This is a genomic window from Streptomyces sp. NPDC127119, from assembly GCF_042677425.1.
Taxonomy (GTDB): domain Bacteria; phylum Actinomycetota; class Actinomycetes; order Streptomycetales; family Streptomycetaceae; genus Streptomyces.
This window is the reverse complement of record NZ_JBHXTO010000029.1, coordinates 17,811-37,119: the sequence shown is the minus strand read 5'-3', so window position 1 is coordinate 37,119 and position 19,309 is coordinate 17,811. Positions and strand designations below refer to the sequence as shown.

The 19,309-nt window shown below is 69.8% G+C and carries 22 protein-coding genes; 13 read left to right on the top strand and 9 right to left on the bottom strand.

Annotated elements, in window-relative coordinates:
- The first annotated feature begins 285 nt into the window (after positions 1 to 285).
- The 4 genes from sdhC to ACFVH5_RS15885 are packed head-to-tail and all read left to right on the top strand — an operon-like array spanning position 286 to position 3,722.
- A complete protein-coding gene (gene sdhC, locus ACFVH5_RS15900; protein WP_210880708.1) occupies positions 286 to 666 on the top strand; it encodes a succinate dehydrogenase, cytochrome b556 subunit in 381 nt (126 codons plus the stop codon).
- An 8-nt stretch (positions 667 to 674) separates the two neighbouring features.
- Positions 675 to 1,169: a succinate dehydrogenase hydrophobic membrane anchor subunit gene (locus ACFVH5_RS15895; RefSeq protein ID WP_107015771.1), complete on the top strand. Its 495-nt coding sequence runs from the start codon at positions 675 to 677 to the stop codon at positions 1,167 to 1,169.
- A gap of 19 nt (positions 1,170 to 1,188) precedes the next feature.
- Positions 1,189 to 2,943, top strand: coding sequence for a succinate dehydrogenase flavoprotein subunit (gene sdhA / locus ACFVH5_RS15890; protein WP_385834264.1), 1,755 nt, complete (start codon positions 1,189 to 1,191; stop codon positions 2,941 to 2,943).
- Entirely contained in the window at positions 2,943 to 3,722 is a 780-nt protein-coding gene (locus ACFVH5_RS15885) for a succinate dehydrogenase iron-sulfur subunit (RefSeq protein ID WP_210880711.1), read from the top strand. Before sdhA ends, ACFVH5_RS15885 begins: the two co-directional genes overlap by 1 nt.
- Before the next feature lie 93 nt (positions 3,723 to 3,815).
- Here ACFVH5_RS15885 and ACFVH5_RS15880 read toward each other — a convergent pair whose 3' ends face one another.
- From ACFVH5_RS15880 to ACFVH5_RS15865, 4 genes are all read right to left on the bottom strand, one after another.
- Positions 3,816 to 4,079: a TM2 domain-containing protein gene (locus tag ACFVH5_RS15880; protein ID WP_107015768.1), complete on the bottom strand. Its 264-nt coding sequence runs from the start codon at positions 4,077 to 4,079 to the stop codon at positions 3,816 to 3,818.
- A gap of 247 nt (positions 4,080 to 4,326) precedes the next feature.
- Positions 4,327 to 4,737, bottom strand: coding sequence for a DUF2752 domain-containing protein (locus tag ACFVH5_RS15875; RefSeq protein WP_385834263.1), 411 nt, complete (start codon positions 4,735 to 4,737; stop codon positions 4,327 to 4,329).
- Positions 4,730 to 5,245 (bottom strand): TM2 domain-containing protein, encoded by a 516-nt coding sequence (locus ACFVH5_RS15870; protein WP_384800238.1) that lies wholly within the window; start codon positions 5,243 to 5,245, stop codon positions 4,730 to 4,732. The genes ACFVH5_RS15875 and ACFVH5_RS15870 overlap by 8 nt, the downstream gene beginning before the upstream one ends.
- A gap of 146 nt (positions 5,246 to 5,391) precedes the next feature.
- The gene (locus ACFVH5_RS15865) at positions 5,392 to 5,847 is read right to left on the bottom strand and encodes an ATP-binding protein (protein ID WP_385834262.1); all 456 of its coding nucleotides are present in this window, start codon (positions 5,845 to 5,847) and stop codon (positions 5,392 to 5,394) included.
- A 125-nt stretch (positions 5,848 to 5,972) separates the two neighbouring features.
- On the opposite strand from ACFVH5_RS15865, the gene ACFVH5_RS15860 reads away from it, so the two are divergent.
- From ACFVH5_RS15860 to ACFVH5_RS15850, 3 genes are all read left to right on the top strand, one after another.
- Positions 5,973 to 6,824 carry a helix-turn-helix domain-containing protein gene (locus ACFVH5_RS15860; protein WP_385834260.1) on the top strand — a complete coding sequence of 284 codons (852 nt, stop codon included), beginning with the start codon at positions 5,973 to 5,975 and terminating at the stop codon, positions 6,822 to 6,824.
- A 10-nt stretch (positions 6,825 to 6,834) separates the two neighbouring features.
- Positions 6,835 to 7,035, top strand: a complete 201-nt coding sequence (locus tag ACFVH5_RS15855; protein WP_385834259.1) for a DUF397 domain-containing protein — start codon at positions 6,835 to 6,837, stop codon at positions 7,033 to 7,035.
- 136 nt (positions 7,036 to 7,171) lie between these two features.
- Positions 7,172 to 8,470, top strand: coding sequence for a M48 family metallopeptidase (locus tag ACFVH5_RS15850; protein WP_385834258.1), 1,299 nt, complete (start codon positions 7,172 to 7,174; stop codon positions 8,468 to 8,470).
- A gap of 62 nt (positions 8,471 to 8,532) precedes the next feature.
- Here ACFVH5_RS15850 and ACFVH5_RS15845 read toward each other — a convergent pair whose 3' ends face one another.
- A complete protein-coding gene (locus ACFVH5_RS15845) occupies positions 8,533 to 9,135 on the bottom strand; it encodes a Uma2 family endonuclease (protein ID WP_385834256.1) in 603 nt (200 codons plus the stop codon).
- A gap of 163 nt (positions 9,136 to 9,298) precedes the next feature.
- Between ACFVH5_RS15845 and ACFVH5_RS15840 the strand changes: the two genes are divergently transcribed.
- From ACFVH5_RS15840 to ACFVH5_RS15825, 4 genes are all read left to right on the top strand, one after another.
- On the top strand, positions 9,299 to 9,709 hold the full coding sequence (locus ACFVH5_RS15840; RefSeq protein WP_385834255.1) for a VOC family protein: 411 nt from the start codon (positions 9,299 to 9,301) through the stop codon (positions 9,707 to 9,709).
- Between the two features lie 124 nt (positions 9,710 to 9,833).
- A complete protein-coding gene (locus ACFVH5_RS15835) occupies positions 9,834 to 10,241 on the top strand; it encodes a hypothetical protein (RefSeq protein ID WP_384800259.1) in 408 nt (135 codons plus the stop codon).
- Positions 10,242 to 10,246: 5 nt separating this feature from the next.
- Positions 10,247 to 10,780, top strand: a complete 534-nt coding sequence (locus ACFVH5_RS15830; protein WP_385834254.1) for a thiol-disulfide oxidoreductase DCC family protein — start codon at positions 10,247 to 10,249, stop codon at positions 10,778 to 10,780.
- Between the two features lie 73 nt (positions 10,781 to 10,853).
- Positions 10,854 to 11,621 carry a TetR/AcrR family transcriptional regulator gene (locus ACFVH5_RS15825; protein ID WP_385834295.1) on the top strand — a complete coding sequence of 256 codons (768 nt, stop codon included), beginning with the start codon at positions 10,854 to 10,856 and terminating at the stop codon, positions 11,619 to 11,621.
- A 12-nt stretch (positions 11,622 to 11,633) separates the two neighbouring features.
- Here ACFVH5_RS15825 and ACFVH5_RS15820 read toward each other — a convergent pair whose 3' ends face one another.
- Positions 11,634 to 14,087 (bottom strand): MMPL family transporter, encoded by a 2,454-nt coding sequence (locus tag ACFVH5_RS15820; protein ID WP_385834294.1) that lies wholly within the window; start codon positions 14,085 to 14,087, stop codon positions 11,634 to 11,636.
- Positions 14,088 to 14,273: 186 nt separating this feature from the next.
- Here ACFVH5_RS15820 and ACFVH5_RS15815 point away from each other — a divergent pair, with 186 nt between their 5' ends.
- Together ACFVH5_RS15815 and ACFVH5_RS15810 are read left to right on the top strand one after the other, a co-directional pair.
- Complete coding sequence (locus ACFVH5_RS15815) at positions 14,274 to 14,963, top strand: response regulator transcription factor (RefSeq protein ID WP_384800265.1); 690 nt, start codon at positions 14,274 to 14,276, stop codon at positions 14,961 to 14,963.
- Positions 14,960 to 16,411 carry an ATP-binding protein gene (locus ACFVH5_RS15810; RefSeq protein WP_385834253.1) on the top strand — a complete coding sequence of 484 codons (1,452 nt, stop codon included), beginning with the start codon at positions 14,960 to 14,962 and terminating at the stop codon, positions 16,409 to 16,411. Before ACFVH5_RS15815 ends, ACFVH5_RS15810 begins: the two co-directional genes overlap by 4 nt.
- 433 nt (positions 16,412 to 16,844) lie before the next feature.
- Here the strand turns inward: ACFVH5_RS15810 and ACFVH5_RS15805 are convergent, their stop codons facing one another.
- The 3 genes from ACFVH5_RS15805 to ACFVH5_RS15795 form a co-directional block, all read right to left on the bottom strand.
- Entirely contained in the window at positions 16,845 to 17,279 is a 435-nt protein-coding gene (locus ACFVH5_RS15805) for an ATP-binding protein (protein ID WP_385834252.1), read from the bottom strand.
- Between the two features lie 345 nt (positions 17,280 to 17,624).
- Positions 17,625 to 18,944, bottom strand: a complete 1,320-nt coding sequence (locus tag ACFVH5_RS15800; RefSeq protein ID WP_385834251.1) for a metallophosphoesterase — start codon at positions 18,942 to 18,944, stop codon at positions 17,625 to 17,627.
- A 38-nt stretch (positions 18,945 to 18,982) separates the two neighbouring features.
- Positions 18,983 to 19,246, bottom strand: coding sequence for an SCO4848 family membrane protein (locus tag ACFVH5_RS15795; RefSeq protein WP_385834250.1), 264 nt, complete (start codon positions 19,244 to 19,246; stop codon positions 18,983 to 18,985).
- Positions 19,247 to 19,309: the final 63 nt, after the last annotated feature.

The following is a 19,309-nucleotide window of genomic DNA, read 5'->3' as shown; positions in this document are numbered from 1 at the left end:
AATCCTTGACCTTCAGGGGCGCGGGGAACTGCGCAGTCTTTCGCCTTCAGGGGCGCGGGGAACTGCGCAATCCCTGAGGCCGGCCACGACACACCCGCACCCGACCCCACCCGCAATAGCCCATACGTACCCCTTTGCCTGCCAGTTCGATCACATCGGTAGGCCCGCCGTAAACGTTCCGACAACACGTCGCTACGATGGCCAGGGCCGGTGGACCGTACCCGGCCGGGCCAGGTCGACATCGAAGCCGGCAGGCCCCAATCCCCGCTCCCGGAGGGTTCTTCCGTGCCGGCTGGAACGCTGTACCGCGGCCGGGAAGGAATGTGGTCCTGGGTGGCTCATCGAGTCACCGGCGTCCTCATCTTCTTCTTCCTGTTCGTACACGTGCTGGACACCGCTCTTGTCCGTGTCTCTCCCCAGGACTACGACAAGGTCGTAGCCACCTACAAGACGCCGATCGTCGCGCTGCTGGAGTACGGCCTCGTCGCCGCCATCCTCTTCCACGCGCTCAACGGCCTGCGGGTGATCGCCGTCGACTTCTGGTCGAAGGGCCCGCGCTACCAGAAGCAGATGCTCTGGACCGTTGTCGGCATCTGGGTCGTGCTGATGATCGGGGCCCTGTACCCCGTCCTCGGCCACGCCGCTCGTGAAGTCTTCGGGAGCTGACGCGCAAGATGTCGAACAACACAGGCACCACCGAGAAGACCGCGCCCGGCATCGGCCCCGTCGAGGGCGCGTCCCTCTACGACGTCGACAACCCGGCGCCCCTCATCGAAGCCCCGCGCAAGCGGACCAGGAAGACCCCGAAGTCCACCCGCGGCAACTTCGAGATGTACGGCTGGCTGTTCATGCGGCTGTCCGGCGTCGTCCTGGTCGTCCTGGTCCTCGGCCACCTGCTCATCCAGCTCGTCCTCGACGGCGGCGTCTCCAAGATCGGTTTCGCCTTCGTGGCGGGCCGCTGGGCCTCCCCGTTCTGGCAGGTCTGGGATCTGTTGATGCTGTGGCTGGCGATGCTGCACGGCGCCAACGGCCTGCGTACGGTCATCAACGACTACGCGGAGCGCGCGGACACCCGGCTGTGGCTCAAGGGCCTGCTCTACACCGCCACGGTGTTCACCATCCTGCTGGGCACGCTGGTGATCTTCACCTTCGACCCGAACATCCGCTAGGCACGGGGCTGCGAGAATCATGAAGATCCACAAGTACGACACCGTCATCGTCGGCGCCGGCGGCGCCGGAATGCGCGCGGCCATCGAGTCGACGAAGCGCAGCCGGACCGCCGTGCTGACGAAGCTCTACCCCACCCGCTCCCACACGGGCGCCGCGCAGGGCGGTATGGCCGCCGCGCTGGCGAACGTGGAGGAGGACAACTGGGAGTGGCACACCTTCGACACGATCAAGGGCGGCGACTACCTGGTCGACCAGGACGCCGCCGAGATCCTGGCGAAGGAGGCCATCGACGCGGTCCTCGACCTGGAGAAGATGGGCCTGCCGTTCAACCGGACCCCGGACGGCACCATCGACCAGCGCCGGTTCGGCGGGCACTCCCGCAACCACGGCGAGGCCCCGGTCCGCCGGTCCTGCTACGCGGCGGACCGCACCGGCCACATGATCCTCCAGACGCTCTACCAGAACTGCGTCAAGGAGGGCGTGGAGTTCTTCAACGAGTTCTACGTCCTCGACCAGCTGCTCGTGGAGGTCGACGGCGTCAAGAAGTCGGCCGGCGTCGTCGCCTACGAACTGGCGACCGGTGAGATCCACGTCTTCCAGGCGAAGGCCGTGATCTACGCGTCCGGCGGCACCGGCAAGTTCTTCAAGGTGACGTCGAACGCGCACACGCTGACCGGTGACGGCCAGGCCGCGGTCTACCGCCGTGGCCTGCCGCTGGAGGACATGGAGTTCTTCCAGTTCCACCCGACCGGCATCTGGCGCATGGGCATCCTGCTGACGGAGGGCGCCCGCGGTGAGGGCGGCATCCTCCGCAACAAGGACGGCGAGCGCTTCATGGAGAAGTACGCGCCGGTCATGAAGGACCTCGCGTCCCGTGACGTCGTGTCCCGCTCCATCTACACGGAGATCCGTGAGGGCCGCGGCTGCGGTCCCGAGGGCGACCACGTCTACCTCGACCTCACGCACCTGCCGCCGGAGCAGCTGGACGCCAAGCTCCCGGACATCACGGAGTTCGCGCGTACGTACCTCGGCATCGAGCCGTACACGGACCCGATCCCGATCCAGCCCACCGCGCACTACGCCATGGGCGGCATCCCGACGAACGTCGAGGGTGAGGTCCTGGCGGACAACACCACCGTCGTCCCGGGCCTGTACGCGGCCGGTGAGGTCGCGTGCGTCTCCGTGCACGGCGCCAACCGCCTGGGCACGAACTCGCTGCTCGACATCAACGTGTTCGGGAAGCGCGCGGGCATCGCGGCGGCGGAGTACTCGGCCACGGTCGGGCACATCGAACTGCCCGAGGACCCGTCCTCGCTGGTCGTCGCGCAGATCGAGCGGCTGCGGGCTTCCACGGGCAACGAGCGCGTGGCGGACATCCGCCGTGAGCTGCAGGAGTGCATGGACGCCAACGTCATGGTGTTCCGCACCGAGCAGACGATCAAGACGGCCGTCGAGAAGATCGCCGAGCTGCGCGAGCGCTACCTGAACGTGTCCGTCCAGGACAAGGGCAAGCGGTTCAACACCGACCTCCTCGAGGCCGTCGAGCTGGGCAACCTGCTCGACCTCGCCGAGGTCATGGCCGTGTCCGCGCTCGCCCGCAAGGAGTCCCGCGGCGGTCACTACCGCGAGGACTACCCCAACCGCGACGACGTCAACTTCATGCGCCACACCATGGCGTACCGCGAGGTCGGCGACGACGGCACCGAGTCGATCCGTCTCGACTACAAGCCGGTCGTGCAGACCCGCTACCAGCCGATGGAGCGTAAGTACTGATGGCAACCCCGACCCTGGACAAGGCCGACGCGGCCGGCACGGCCGAGCCCGGCTTCGCCGACTCCCCGTACATCACGGCCACGTTCCGCATCCGCCGCTTCAACCCCGAGAACTCGGCGGAAGCGGTCTGGGAAGACTTCCAGCTGGAGATCGACCCCAAGGAGCGTGTCCTCGACGCGCTGCACAAGATCAAGTGGGACCTGGACGGCACCCTGACGTTCCGCCGGTCCTGCGCGCACGGCATCTGCGGCTCGGACGCCATGCGGATCAACGGCAAGAACCGTCTCGCCTGCAAGACCCTGATCAAGGACATCAACCCGGCCAAGCCCATCACGGTCGAGCCCATCAAGGGCCTCACCGTGCTGAAGGACCTGGTCGTGGACATGGAGCCCTTCTTCCAGGCGTACCGCGACGTGATGCCGTTCCTCGTCACGAAGGAGACGAACGAGCCGACGCGCGAGCGTCTGCAGACGGCGGAGGACCGGGAGCGCTTCGACGACACGACGAAGTGCATCCTCTGCGCCGCGTGCACGTCCTCGTGCCCGGTGTTCTGGAACGACGGCCAGTACTTCGGCCCGGCGGCCATCGTGAACGCCCACCGCTTCATCTTCGACTCGCGTGACGACGCCGGAGAGCAGCGCCTGGAGATCCTCAACGACAAGGACGGCGTGTGGCGTTGCCGCACGACGTTCAACTGCACGGACGCCTGCCCGCGCGGTATCGAGGTCACGAAGGCGATCCAGGAAGTGAAGCGGGCGCTGATCACGCGCCGCTTCTGATCCTCCGGTACTCCGGTACCACTGCGCGTACGCACGCAAGAGGGGCCCCACTCCCGCCGGAGTGGGGCCCCTCTTGCGGTGCACCTGGCGACATCAGCCACGCAGTACGCGGCCCTGCTTGTCGGTGCGGTCGTTGCTGGTGAGGAACAGGATGCCGTCGATCAGCGCCCAGAAGCCCAGGCCACCGCAGGTGAGGAGCTGGGCGACACCGACGCCGACGGAGCCGACGTAGAAGCGGCCGATGCCGAGCGTGCCCAGGAAGATCTGGAGGATGCCCGCGACGATCTTCGACTTGTCCGAGTAGGGGCGGCCCTGCGGGTCGACGCCGTACGGGGTGGCGGGAGTGGGGACGGTCATGAGACGTGCTCCTGGATGACTGGATGAATCTGAATGGCTTCAACAGACACCGGAGCGGGGGCGGGCCCGCTCCGGGACATCACCAGGAGGGACCTCCGACGGAGAAAGAAGCCCGTCCGAGATCGCATAGCGGCATGGCCGCGTACACGTCATCCCCCCTGTGCCGTGTGAGCGTACGGAGAAGGGAGGGGCGGCTGGGAGGGTAAACGGTCTATTGTTCCCATCCCGTGATCAAGTTATGCCAAAATCAGTTCCGAATATTGCGAACCACGGTCCACGCCACGGCCAGCGACAGGATCAACACCTGTACGCGGGGCCTGAGTTCGGGCCGCCAGCGACGCCCGCGCAGCCCCTCCACGATCCAGCGCGCCAACAGCGCGAGGGCGAACGGCGAGGCGAGCAGCAGCGCCCTGTTGTCGAGCCAGGCCGCGCCGAACTGACCGTGCATCAGGTCGTACGTCATCCGCGTGCCGCCGCAGGCCGGGCAGAGCAGCCCGGTGACGAACCGGAACGGGCACGCGGGCAGCACGTGGCCGGGCTCGTGCGGGTCGGTGCCGTACAGATAGCCCGCGCCGACGGCCCCGGCGACGAGCACCGCGAGGGGTGCGGTCGCCGGGCGCCGCAGCAGTTCCGCGCGCACGGGGCCCGTCTCAGCCACGCAGGGGGCGGCCCTGGGCGTCCGTGGCGTTGTGCCCGGTCAGCAGCATGATGCCGTCGATGAGGGCCCAGATGCCGAGCCCACCGCAGGTGAAGAGCTGGGCGAGCCCGATCCCCACGCTGCCGATGTAGAACCGCCCGACACCGAGGCTCCCCAGGCAGAGCTGGAGGACACCCGCGACGATCTTCGACTTGTCGGAGTACGGGCGCCCGTAGGGGTCGTACCCGTACGGGGCGTTGGGGTCACCGGTGAAGGTACCGGGAGGGTACGCACCGGCCGGGGCGTACCCGCCGGGGGGCGGATACCCCGGCCCCTGCTGATACCCGGACTGCGGAGGCCCGTACGGCTGCCCCGGCTGACTGCCGCTCGCGTACGGGTTGCCGTCGCTGGGCGGGACGGAGCCCGGGTTCGGATAGCCGTAACCGGGAGGCGTCTCCCCGGAGTTCGGATAGCCGTAGCCGGGCGGCTGGTTCGGGGGCTGCTGCGGCTGAGACGGCTGCTCGCTCACGGTGACTGCTCCTGGGGACGGGGATGACGTATGAAAAGAATCAGGTCAGGACATCTTGCCGGAGAGGACGGCGGATAGAGAAGCCGGTTCGGCCGTGGTGTTGTGCACGGATGCGGCACGTGTCACGAAGCGGGGCCCGGCCGAGCCTACGCACCGGGGGCGTGCCACTCGGCCCAGACCTCCTTGCCGCCGCCGTTGCGCCGCCCGTTGATCACGAGGTAGTGGCCCCAGTCGTCGGCGCACGCCCGGGTGAGCCAGAGCCCGCGCCCGCTCTCGTCGTCCGGCCCCGCGACGGCTCCCGACGAACGCGGTGGAGGATACGGGCTGCTGTCCCACACGCTGAGCCGCAACCGGCCGTCGGTGCGCATGAGCCGCACGGCGACGGAGTCCCGCGTGCAGGAGAGGGAGTTGGTGACCAGCTCCGACGCGACGAGTTGGGCGTTGTCGAGGACGCCGGAGTCCACCTGGTACCGGGTGAGCACGGCCCGCACGTGGGCACGGACGATGCCCGGCCCCAGGGGCGAGTGGGGGATACGGAGTGCGTACTCCCAGTCGCCGTCGAGCGGCGAGTGGGCAGGGTGATGCAGGGCGAGTTCGGTCATGTCCGTAACTCCTCGGTGGGGTACAGGGGTTGCACTGATTGCCTCGACACCGAAGATAGAGGTACGGAGTAGGGTTACTACCAATTTCGTCAAACCATTACCCCTACGAGTGAGAGGGTGACTGCATGCCGCCAAGGGCAGCAGCGACCGTACGACAGCAGCGCATTGGCGCTGAGCTGCGCAAACTGCGAGAGCGAGCGGGGATGACCGCACGCGAGGCGGGCGAGTTGCTGAGCGTCAACGCGGCACGCATCAGCTCCATCGAAGCCGGGCGTTTCGGCGTCAGCGCCGACCGGATCCGCATGTTCGCGCACAGCTACGGCAGTTCGGACGAGCCGTACATCGAAGCGCTCGTGGCGACGGCGGCGGGGCGGGGGCGAAGCTGGTGGGACGAGTACCGCGAAACGCTGCCCTCCGGCCTGCTCGACCTCTCCGAACTGGAACACCACGCGACAACGATCAGCACAGCCCAGATCGCTCACATCCCGGGTCTGTTCCAGACAGTCGACTACGCCCGCCTTGTGTTCAGGCAGTCCATCCCCAAGCTGTCCCCACCCGAGATCGAGTACCGCGTTACGCATCGGATCAAGCGCCAGGGCATCCTCTTCGCGGACAACCCGATCCCCTACACGGCGATCATCCACGAGGCGGCTCTGCGCATGCGGTTCGGCAGCCGCGACGTGACGCGGGAACAGCTGGAGCACATCGTCGAGATGAGCGAGCGGGAGCATGTCACCGTCCTGGTGATCCCTTACGAAGCCGGCGTCTTCCCCGGCGCCGGGCAGACCGTTCTGTACGCCGAGGGGCCCGTTCCGCAACTGGACACCGTTCAGCTCGACGCCGAACATGGGTCCGTATTCCTCCACGCCGACCTGCAACTGGAGAAATACCGCACCTTCATGACCCACTTCAGAGCGGTCGCCCTCAAGGAAGCCGAATCGCGAACCCTGATCCAGGCGATCATCGACAACCTGTGAAAGGCCTCCGATGCCCACCCTCCACTGGCAGAAGTCGTCCTACAGCAGCGAGGGAAACAACTGCCTGGAACTCGCCACCACCCCCGCCGGCGAACTCCGTCTCCGTGAGTCCGACGATCCGGCCACCGCACTCACCGTCCCCCCGGCAGGCCTCCGCTCGCTGTTGGCCGCCGTCCGTCAGGAGATAGTCGGCCGACGCCCCTGCCGGTGAAGGCGTTCGCGCGCTCGTCGCGGTATCCGCACGTCAGGGGCCCAAAAAAGCTTTACGTGGTGGCCGTGGAGTGATCAGCTGTGGCGTCACGCACGGAGCGGCCTCTGGGGAGGGGTCGGGGAGAGGGAGACGTCACGTGAGTACCAGCGTCGGGACCGCCGGTCAGGCCGGAGAGACAGCGCAGCCGTGTCCGCAGTGCGGGGACGAGATCCGGGCGGACGCGCGGTTCACCACCTGGTGTGCCGGGTGCGACTGGAACGTGGATCCGGAGCGGCCCGGTGAGGAGCCGGGGCGGCTGGAGAGACGGCGGCGAAGACTCGCCCGCCGTCACGGCGAGCGCCTGGCCACCGAGGTCGCCGCCGGAGAGACGCTGCGCCCGCGCCGCGACGCCGCCGGCCTCGCGGCCTACCTGATCGCGCTCGCGGTGCACGGCGTCACCGTGGCCCTGGCCGTCGGCACGGTGTGGTTCCTCGTCACCGGGTGGGGCGGCGCCGGGATGGTCCTCGGCCTGGTTCTCGCGGTGCTCACCTGGACGCTGCGGCCGCGCTTCTCCGAACTGCCCGACGACCAGCCCCTGCTGACCCGCACCGACGCGCCCGCGCTCTTCGCGCTGATCGACGAGGTCGCCGTCGTCGCGGGCACCCGTGGGGTGGACACGGTCGCCGTCAGCGCCGAGCTGAACGCGAGCGTGACGACGTACGGGATACGCGGTCGCCGGCTGCTGACCATCGGCGTGCCGCTCTGGGAGATCCTCACCCCGCAGGAGCGGATCGCCCTGCTCGGCCATGAACTCGGCCACTACAGCAACGGGGACACCCGGCACGGACTGATCATCGGCAACGCGCTCCGCTCCCTCAGCACCTGGCGCTACTACGTCGGCCCGACGCCGAACCCGACGATCGTGGAGGCCTTCGTCAACCTGGTCTTCGTTCTGCCCCGCGCCCTGATCCAGGGGCTGTTGATGCTGCTGGACCGGCTGACCCTGCGGGCGACACAGCGTGCCGAGTACCTCGCCGACTCGATGGCCGCGCGCGCCGGGTCCACCGACGCTGCCGCGTCGATCATGAACCGTTTCCTCGTCCTCGACTCGGCCGAGACCATGCTGCGCCGCGAGACCAACGCCCAGCAGGTCGGCCGGCGCGGCGCGGCGGGCCGGGAGCCCTGGCTGGGCCTGTGGGAACGCCTGGGCGCGCACATGGACTCCGTTCCGGCGAGCGAGTACGAACGCCAGCGCCGCGCGGCGGTCCTGCGAGGCCACAGCGTCGACACGACCCACCCCCCGACCCACCTGCGCCGCCAGTGCCTCCTCGCCGTCCCGCCCCTCCCGGCGACCGTCACGACGGACGGCGGCACGGAATCCCGGATCGCCGCCGAACTGGCCGCCCCGGCCCAGACGGTGGCCCAGCGCATCGTGAAGCACGGGCTCGACCGCTGAGCCCTGTCACGGGGACAACCCCCGCGTGAGTCTCACGCCGCGTCCCCCGAAGCGCCCGGCCTTCAGCCCACGGCCGTGAGGTCGATCTCGATGTCGAAGGGTGCTGTGGTCTTCAGACGGTCGTGGAAGATGCCGGTGAGGCCGTACGACTGCGTGGCGGGGTCGAGTTCGTAGACGTACACGACCGGGAGGCCCTTCTCCTCGTCCTTCTCGACCCGCCAGAAATGCGGCACCCCGGCTTCTGCGAACTTACGGGGCTTGACCTCGCGGTCCCGTTCCCGGGAGTCGGGAGACACGACCTCGACCGCCAGAAAGACGTCCTCGGGCTTGCACCAGGTCTGGTTGAGGCCTGTGTACGCCTCCGCTGACACCACCAGCAGGTCTGGCTCCGGCCTGTTCCGCTGGTCCAGCCTGACGGTGAACTCCCGGAAAACCTTCATGTGGTCAGGCACCTGGCTCAGAAAGCTGTACTCCAGCAAACGCATGCACAGCATATGAAATGCGGTCTGCGGACTCACGAAAACCAGGCTCCCGTCGATCAACTCCGTGTGCGGCGGGAGGCCCGGAATCCGGTCGAGATCGTCCGCGGTCCAACCCTCCGGGGGCGGAATCGGCCAGCGGTACTCAGGCTCGTCGTCGAGCCCGTTCTCGAATGCGGCGCTCATCATTGCTCCCATGGGACGGAGTCTCGCCTGTGGGTTCAGCGTACCCAGGGGCAATGGCGTCGTGCCCAGCCGAACGAGTGACCAGGGCGCCACACGGGTGACCGCCTCGCCCCAGCCCCATCACCTCCCCCTTCACCCCCACCCCGCCACCTAATCTGACGACATGTCAGACGAAGAGTCGTACGAACTGCTCGGATTCGACAACGTCCTCCTCCCCGTCGGCAATCTCGACGAGGCCGTGGACTTCTACCGGCGGGCCGGGTTCACGGTCGGGTTCCGGCTCGACGAGGCCGGGATCGCCGTATTGAAGGTCGGCAAGGAGACGCCCGGCGTGCTGCTGCGGCTGGAGGACGAGCTGGGGCACCGGCCGCCCGCCTGGGCTTCGCCCCGGATCTGGCTGGAAGTGCGGGACGCCAGAGGCATGGCCGACACCCTCGCCGCCGCCGGCGTGCAGCCCCTCGACGCGCCCCTCTCCGTCGCCACCGGCTGGACCGTCGAGGTCGCCGACCCCTGGGGCAACGTCATCGGGTTCACCGACTACACCAAGCGGCCGGAGCTGGCCCGCACCGGATGAGCCCCCCGCACGCCTGAGCCGCACGTCACACCCGTACCGCCGACGCCCTACTTGAACGTGTTCAAAAACAGGTCTACGTTGTCTCTCGAAAGCCTTTTGAACACGTTCAAGAAGGGGCGGGGACATGGACCTCACGGTCGTTGCGTATGTCATATATCTGCTGATCAGCGTCGCGCTGACGGTCTGGGTGGCACGGACGCTCAGCCACAACGGGCGGATCTTCCTGGCCGATGTACTCCAGGGGAACGAAAAACTCGCGGACGCCGTCAACCACCTCTTGGTGGTCGGCTTCTACCTGGTGAACCTCGGCTTCGTGGCGCTCTATCTCAACCAGGACGACGAGATCGCCGACGCCCGCGGGGTCTTCGAGGCCCTGTCGACCAAGCTCGGCGTGGTGCTCCTGGTGCTCGGCGCCATGCACCTGGGGAACGTGTACGTGCTCAACAAGATCCGCCGCCGGGGCGTCATGGAGCGCGAGCAGCAGCCGCCCGTGCCGCCGCAGGGCTGGGTCGCGCCGACGGCCGGGGCGTGACCCCGGTGGCGACCACCACCGGCCCGGACCGGGACGCCGTACGCGTCCCGGTCCGCGGGCTCACCGTCCTGTACGACGCACAGTGCTCGCTCTGCGCCTTCCTGCGCGACTGGCTCGTACGGCAGCGGCAGTTGGTGCCCCTGGAACTGGTGGCCGCCGGATCGGCGGAGGCCACGCGCCGCTACCCCGGGCTCGACCACGCCGCGACGCTCGACGAGATCACCGTGATCGGGGACGCGGGCCAGATCTACCGGGGCACCGCCGCCTGGGTCGTCACCCTGTGGGCGCTCGCCGACCACCGCCCGATGGCCCACCGGCTCAGCACTCCGGCCGGGGCCCGGCTGGCCCGGGGCGCGGTGCTCGCCGCGGCCAGGTGGCGCGAGGGGCAGCGGGCCCGCCGGGAAGGGTACTGGGACGGGCGGAACGGGCAGTGGGGCGGGCGTACGTACGTCGCGGCCGACGGCTGGACGTACGACCAGACCGTGGGCTGGGTCTACGAGCCACCCGCCTGCGACGGCGGCACCTGTCCGCCTCGTTAGGCTCTGTCCCGTGCCAGCAGCGAACGACAGTGCCCCCAGCCCGGACGGTCCCGCGGTGCCCGAAGGCCACGCCGTGCCCGAGGGCGCCGCGGTGCCCGAAGGCCCCGGCGCCCCGCGAACGCCCGCCAAGAGCGAGCAGACCCGGGCCCTGATCCTGGAGACGGCCATGCGCCTGTTCCAGGAACGGGGTTACGAGAAGACGACGATGCGGGCCATCGCCAAGGAGGCCGGGGTCTCCGTAGGCAACGCGTACTACTACTTCGCGGGCAAGGAGCACCTGATCCAGGGCTTCTACGACCGCATGGCCGTGGAGCACCGCGCGGCGGTCCGTGAGGTCCTGGACCACGAGCGGGACCTGGAGAAACGGATCGCCGGGGTCCTGAAGGCGTGGCTGGACGTGGCGACGCCGTACCACGAGTTCGCGGTGCAGTTCTTCAAGAACGCCGCCGACCCGGACAGCCCGCTCAGCCCGTTCTCGCCCGAGTCGGAGCACGCGCGCGTGGAGGCCATCGGCGTCTGCAGCGAGGTGCTGAGCGGTTCGAAGGCGAAGATCCCGGAGGAGCTGCGGGAGGTGCTTCCCGAGCTGCTGTGGCTCTCCCAGATGGGCCTGGTCCTGTACTGGATCTTCGACCGTACGGAGGGGCGCGAGCGCAGTTACCGGCTCGCCGAACGCGGCGCCCGCCTCACCTCGCTCGGCGTCTCGCTGGCCCGCTTCCGTGTGCTGCGGCCCCTGGTCCGTGAGGTGCACGAGCTGTTCACGGACTTCCTGCCGGGGATGACGAACGCGCTGCCCGATCCCGCCAAAGCCGCCAGGAAGTCCGTGAAACAGTCCTCGGAATAGCGTCTCGCGCGGTCAGTTCACCGCGTCCACCTCGTCCTCCGCCAGCTCCACGTCGTACACCAGCGGTTCCGCGCCGACCGTCACATGGCGGGCCCGGGAGGGGTGCTCCCGGGCCGTCACGGCCAGCAGGTACGCGCCCGCGGACGGGACCGAGACGATGTACGAGCCGTCGGCCAGCGAGGTCACCCGGTCGAGCTGACGGCCGCCCTTGGAGAGCAGGGTCAGCGCGGCACCCTCGACGGGCGCGCCGTCCGGGGTGCGGACGAAGCCGTGGATCACGGTGGAACCGCCATCAGTGCCGGTGCCTGTACCAGTGCCAGTGCCTGTCCCGGCGTCGGCCACGCGCGCGTGGGGCTCGGCGACGGTCTCCTCGCGGGGCTCCACCGCCAGGTGCGGCAGCCGCTTCTCCAGGCCTGCGGGCAGCCACCAGTTGGAGTTGCCCAGGAGGTGCATCGCGGCCGGCACCAGGGCCGTACGCAGGATGAACGCGTCGAGCGCGACCGCCGCCGCGAGCCCGATGCCCGCCATCGCGCCCTCCATGTCACCGCTGAGCACGAACGCGGAGAACACACAGATCATGATCAGGGCCGCGCAGTTGATGACCCGGCTGGTCTCGGCGAGGCCGACCCGGACCGCGCGCGCGTTGTCCTTGGTGTGCACCCACTCCTCGTGCATACGGCTCACCAGGAACACCTGGTAGTCCATCGAGAGCCCGAAGAGCAGCGACAGCATGATGACCGGCAGGAAGGCGGTGATCGGCCCCTCCTTGCCGATGCCGAGGAGTTCCGTGCCCCAGCCCCACTGGAAGATCGCGACGAGCACTCCGAAGGAGGCGGCTGCCGCGATGAGGTTCATCAGGGCCGCCGTCAGCGGCACCACCAGCGAGCGGAAGGCCACCATCAGCAGCAGGAAGCCGAGCGAGATGATCGCCGCGACGAAGTAGGGCAGCCGCTCCCCCGTGACGGCCGCGAAGTCCTTGAATACGGCGGTCACACCGCCCACATGGGCCTGGGCCCCGGACTCCGGGATCACGTCGTCGCGCAGCCGGTCGATCAGCTGGTCCGTCCTCTCGGACTGCGGGGACGTGGTGGGCACCACCTGGATGACCGTGATGCCCCGCGCGGGCGGCGCGGCGGCGACCTGTGCGACGCCGTCGGTCGAGCGGATGGTGGAGACGAGCGCGTCGGCGTCCCTGCCGTCCACGACCACCTGGAGAGGGCCGTTGAAGCCGGGCCCGAACCCTTCGGCGAGCAGGTCGTACGCCTGCCGGGTGGTCGTGGAGTCCTGGTGGTTGCCCTGGTCGGTGGCGCCGAGCCGGATCGACAGGACGGGCAGCGCCAGGACCATCATCACGAGGAACGCCCCGGCGGCGATCGACCTCGGCCGCTTCTGCACGAAGGCGGACCAGCGGGCGGCGAGTCCGCTCGCCTCCTCCGACTCCGGCCCCTCGGCGGCGAGCCTGCGGCGCTGCTTGCGGCTGAGCACGCGCATACCGAGCAGTCCCAGGAGCGCGGGCAGCAGGGTGGTCGCGGCGAGCACGCTCAGCACGACCGTCAGCGACGTGGCGACGACGACACCGTCAAGGAAGCGCATGTTCATCACCAGCATCCCGGCGAGCGCGATGCACACCGTGCCGCCGGCGAACAGAACCGCGCGGCCCGAGGTGTTGAGGGCCGTGACGGCGGACTCCTCGGGCTTCATACCGCGCAGGATGCCCCTGCGGTGCCGCGTCACGATGAACAGGGCGTAGTCGATGCCGACGCCCAGACCGATCAGCGAACCGAGCAGCGGCGCCACTTCGGGCACGTCGGTGACATGGCTGAGCAGCGAGGTCGCCATCAGGCCGGTGCCGAGGGCCGCGATCGCGACGACGAGCGGCAGCAGCATCGCGAAGAGCGAGCCGAAGGCGAGGAAGAGGACGACCGCCGCGGCCAGGATGCCGACCATCTCGGCGATGCCGGTGGGCGGTTCCTGGGTGCGGGTGATCGCCTGGCCGCCCAGCTCCACCCGGAGCCCGGCGCGTTCGGCGTCCTGCGCCGTGTCGACGACGTCCTCCACGAGCGCCTTCGGCACACCGTTGGCCTGCTCGGTGAAGGTGATCTGGGCGTACGCGATCCGCCCGTTCCCGCTGATCTGCGTGGCCCCCTGGGCGGCGTACGGGCTGCTGACCTCGCCGACGCCCTTCATGCGCCCGATCTCCTCCAGGGCGGGCTCGATCCGGGAACGTACGGACGCGTCCCGTACCGTCCCGTCGTCGACCTTCCACACCACCGTGTCCGTGTCGCCGGACCGCTCCGGGAAGGCCTTCTCCATCAGGTCGTACGCGCGCGTGGAGTCCGTGTTCGGAAGAGTGAAGGTGTCCGCGTAGTTCGTGCCCGCGGCGGAGCCAGCGAAGCCCAGCCCCAACAGCGCCCCCACCCACAGAATCAGGACCACCAGCCGGTGCCGATAGCACCACCGTGCCAATGTCGTCACGCCTCAACGCCCCTTAGTCGCTCGATTGTTCATCGGGTCGATCGGTTGGTCCCCCAGGTCCTGGGCCACAGCATCGGGCGCGGCGCGGGCCGCGGGACATGACCTGGCCATGACTCACAAGGAACTCCAAAGCGTGAGCCGGCCCCGTTGTCAGTGGTCGCGCCGATACTGGGAGGCATGACCGCTCACGAGGGGGCGACCGTGCTGGTCGTCGAGGACGAGCCGAGCATCGCGGACGTGCTGACCATCGCCCTGCGCTACCACCGCTTCGAGGTGATGACGGCCGGAACCGTCCGCCAGGCGCTGACGCTGGCCGAGCGCACGCGCCCGGACGCGGCGCTCCTCGACGTGATGCTCCCGGACGGCGACGGCCGGGCGCTGGGCCGCGAACTGCGCGTGAAGCAGCCCGACCTGGCGCTGGTGTTCCTCACCGCGCGGGACGCGCCCACGGAGATCGTCGGCGCGCTCTCCTTCGGCGACGACTACATCACCAAGCCGTTCAACATCGACGAGGTCATCGCCCGCATCACCGCCGTACTGCGCCGCACCCGCCCCGCCGACGTCCTGCCCGAACGCCCGCCGCTGCGCTACGGCGACCTGGAGCTGGACGAGACGACGTACTCGGTGCACCGCGCGGGCCGCACGGTCGAGCTGACCCCCACCGAGTACGCGCTGCTGCGCTTCCTCGTGCGCAACGGCGGCCGGATCGTGCCCAAGGAGCAGCTGCTGCGGCACGTCTGGCAGTACGAGCACCCGGCGGAGTCGACCGTCGTGGAGACGTACATCAGCTATCTGCGGCGCAAGCTCGACGCCCTCGGCGCCCCGGTGATCACGACCCGGCGCGGTGTCGGATACGGGCTCGCATGATCCTCCAGCGCTGCCGCGAGCACGGCATCCACTCCCTGCGCGGCAAGCTGACAGTGGCCAACGTGGGGCTGCTGGCGCTCGGCATCGTCGTGGCGACGGCGGTGAGCCTGATGGGCATGCGGTACTACCTGCTGGACCAGGTCGACTCGGAGCTCCTCAGGATGCGGGACTCCCTGGAGAGTACGCAGCTGACCGCACGGCAGATCGACTCGCTGAGCGCGCTGGCCTTCGTCCGGGAGGGACGGGCGCCGGAGACACTGGGCCCGCCGGACGCGGACTCGCTGTTCGCGGTGGTCGACTCCGGGGGCCGGGCCCTCACGCTCGGCACGTTCGAACCGACCGCGAACCAGCGTGCGCTCGCCTCCGCGGTGGGCGATCCGCGCGCGCTCACCGGCGACGCGGACCCGCGTGACGTGTCGGTGGACGGTTCGCCGTTCCGGGTGATCGGCGCGTCCCTGCCCGACGGGTCCGTGATCCTGGTCGCCGGCTCGACCGACGCGCTGCACAAAGGCATGGCCAAGGCGCTCAAACTGGATCTGTTCTTCGGGGTGCTGCTGCTGGCACTGCTCGCCGTACTGACGATGCTGAACGTGGGCCGGCGGCTGCGGCCGCTGGAGGACATGGTGGAGACGTCGTCGGCGATCGCCGAAGGGGATCTGGCCCGCCGGGTGCCGTCCAGCCACCACCCGACCCAGGAGGTCGAACAGCTGCGGCTCGCCCTCAACTCGATGCTCCAGCAGGTCGAGGTGGCGTACCGGACACGGGAGCGGAGCGCGGCCCAGCTGCGGCGGTTCGTCGCGGACGCCTCCCACGAGCTGCGCACGCCGCTGTCCGCGATACGCGGCTATCTCCAGCTGTACGACAAGGGCATGCTGCGGGAGCCTGCCGAACGCAAACGGGCCTGGGACCGGATGACCGGGGAGGCCGACCGGATGGGACGGCTCGTCGACGAGCTGCTCACCCTGGCGCGCCTCGACCAACAGCCCGAACTGCGGTTCCGGAACGTCGACCTGAGCCGTCTCGTGCGGGACGCGGCGGAGGATCTGCGGGCCCAGCAGCCGGGCCGGCCGGTGTCGGTGAGCGCCGAAGGGGCCCTCCTCGTACGGGCCGACGAGTCGGGCCTGCGGCAGGTGCTGGGCAACCTCGTGGCGAACGTACGCACGCACACGCCCGCGGACGTCGCGGTCGCCCTCGATCTGGAGCGGGTCGACGGGGTGGTGCGGGTGCGGGTCGCCGACGAGGGGCCGGGGCTCGCGGAGGAGGACGCCGCCCGCATCTTCGACCGGTTCTTCCGGGCGGGCGGGGGCGCGGGGAGCGGGCTGGGGATGGCGATCGTGCAGGGCGTTGCGGCGGCGCACGGGGGTGAGGTGACGGTCCGCACGTCCCCGGGCTCGGGCCTGACGGTGACGCTGACGCTGCCATCGGGTTTGTGCGAGATGTCTTCCTGACGGGAGGGGGGACCGGGCGGTTGCCAGGGTGCGGGCCGGTGGGGGCTTGTCGCGCCGTTCCCCGCGCCCCTCAAAAGCGGGGCTGCGCCCCGGCTTTTGCCACGCGAGAGCCGCAGCCGTCAGGGCCGCGGGCACGGGCAGCGCACGTCAGGGGTGCGGGAAACTGCGCCCCCCCGAGCCCCTTCAGGGGCGCGAGGAACTGCGCGAGCAACCCCCACCGGCCCGCAGACAAGGAACGGCGGATCCAGCCCCGAAAGGGGCGCGGGGAACGGCGCGCCCAGCCCCCACCGGGCCGCAGGCCAAAGAACAGCGGGCCCAGCCCCGTCAGGGGCGCGGGGAACGGCGCGGCCAACCCCCACCGGCCCGCAGGCCAAAGAACAGCGGGCCCAGGCCCGGAAGGGGCGCGGCGCGGTCGGCCCCAGCGGGCCGCACGTCACCCCGTCCACCCCCGCCCGGAGGGCTCCGGTGTCGGGGCCGGGACCAGCGCCCAGACCGTCTTGCCGTGGCGGCCCCGGCTCCAGACCCCCCACGCCGTGGTGAGGCTCTCGACCAGCCGCAACCCCCGCCCGGACTCCTCCTCGTACTCCCCGACCGACCGCAGCCGCGGCTGCGCGGCGCTCTCGTCGGAGACCTCTATGAGACACGACCCGTCCGCGAGCGTGGTCACCGCGACCTCGAACTCCCGTTCAAGCAACGGCGCGTGCCGCACCGCGTTCGTCGCCAGTTCGGACACGAGCAGCACCACGTCCTCGAACGCCTGCTCCCCCGAACTGTGCCCCCAGTTCGACAGATGATCCCGCACCCGGCGCCGCGCGAGCCCGACGGAAGCCGGGTGTCTGGGCAGCCGGAAGGAGTTGCGTCTCAACACGTTTGCTCCTCACCCCGCGCACGCCTCCGTCACATCATGCTGCGTGACGCGGCCCCGATGCGTCACTCACGCAATTGCAACCCTGCATGAACGCGACAGGCCCTCGACGGGCCGATCCCGTGGGGACTGCACAACCGGAAGACCGCGCGCCGCCCGACGCGCACCCCGGCCCCTCGCGTCCGCACTGCTCAACCGGCGATTCACCCCCTGACGCCACACGCCGCCAGGCGGGCGCAGGTGACGGTTCACCGGATCATGTGAAGGTTCCCGGCCGTACGGCCACGGCCGGCGCCCCGCCGACTGACCAGAATCAGCTGTTCGACGCGCCGCGTCAGACGGCCCGCGTCAGGCCTGCTTGGAGGCCAGCTCCACGACCGTGATGTCCGACGGCGCCCCCACCCGCGTGGGCGGCCCCCACGCACCGGCGCCCCGCGACACGTACAACTGCGTGTCCCCGTACCGCTCCAGACCCGCGAGCGTCGGATTGGCGAGGTCCGCGATGAAGTTGCCGGGCCACAACTGCCCGCCGTGGGTGTGCCCGGAGAGCTGGAGGTCCACCCCGTGGTCCACGGCGTCATGGATCTGTACGGGCTGGTGGGCGAGCAGGACACACGCCCGGGCGCGGTCCCGGTCGCCGAGGGCCTTCGCGAAGTCGGGCCCCTGGCCCTCGTCCTCCCCGGCGATGTCGTTGACGCCGGCGAGGTCGAAGTGGGCCAGTTCGGTGCGGGCGTTCTCCAGCGGGTTCAGCCCCAGTTCGCGTACGCGCGCGACCCACTCCTCGGCGCCGGAGAAGTACTCGTGGTTCCCGGTGACGAAGAACGAGCCGTGCCGTGCCCGCAGTTGCGCGAGCGGCGCGGCGGCGGGCCCGAGGTCCTTCACACTGCCGTCGACGAGGTCGCCCACGACCGCGATCAGGTCGGGCTGCGTCGAGTTGATCGTGTCGACGACCTTCTGGGCGAAGCCGCGCCCCAGTACGGGCCCGAGGTGGATGTCGCTGACGACGGCGATCCGGTACCCGTGGGCGGCTCTCGGGAGCTTGGCCAGCGGCACGGTGACCCGCTTGACCTTGGGCCCGTTCAGGACGCCGTACGTCCCGTACCCCACGGTGCCCACGGCGGCGGCCGCCGCGGCCCCGCCCACGACCCGGGAGATGAGGAGCCGTCGCGAGGGGCCGACGGACGCGGGCGCGGGTGTGGGTGCCTCCGAGGGCCGCTCGGCCTCCCGGGCCGGCGCCTCCCCGGCCGCGGACGCACCCGCCGGGACGTGCGCGGCCTGGCGCACCTCGGCCGGTTCGACCGCGGACCCGACCGCGGACGCGGCCACCGGCTCGGCCCCGGGCGCCGTACGCCGGTCGAGGACCCGCCGCAGCAGCGGCCGTACGGCCTCGCCGATCAGCAGGGCCAGCAGGAGGTAGATCGACAGCGCCATCCACAGGAAGCCGGGCCAGGCCAGCACCTGCTGCAGCCAGAACGGCGCGCCCGTCCGCTCGGACGTGACCGCGGCGAACATCAGCAGCGGCCCGCCGATGATCACGACCGTGCCCACCCGCCGGGACACCCCGGGCCGGGCCGTCGTGTCACGCACCAGCCGGCGCCACAGGTACCAGTGCAGCCCCCCGAACACGGCCAGGGCCAGCACCACGACCACGACGAACACGATGACCACGCGACGACTCTCCCGTTATGACGTTATGACGTTATGCGTTACGACGTTGTGCCTGACGACGACGGCGTGTGGCGCAAGGCCCGTACACCGCGCAACCCGATGCCCCCGACAACCGTCCCCAAGACAAAGGAGACAACGGCGAGCGTCAGGTGCACCCAGAAGTACCCGGTCGGATCGCCCGCGTCGTCGAAGGCGAGCCCGCTGCCGTCCTTCCAGAGATTTTTGATGAAAGTGACCCAAATGACCCAGCTCCACACCCCGAAGGCGAGCAGGAACCAGGAGACGGGACGGCTGAGCTTCATGGGTTCAGTATCGCCGTCCTCGAACGGAACCGGCGCCCGGGGTGGGTCCGACCACGGCACACG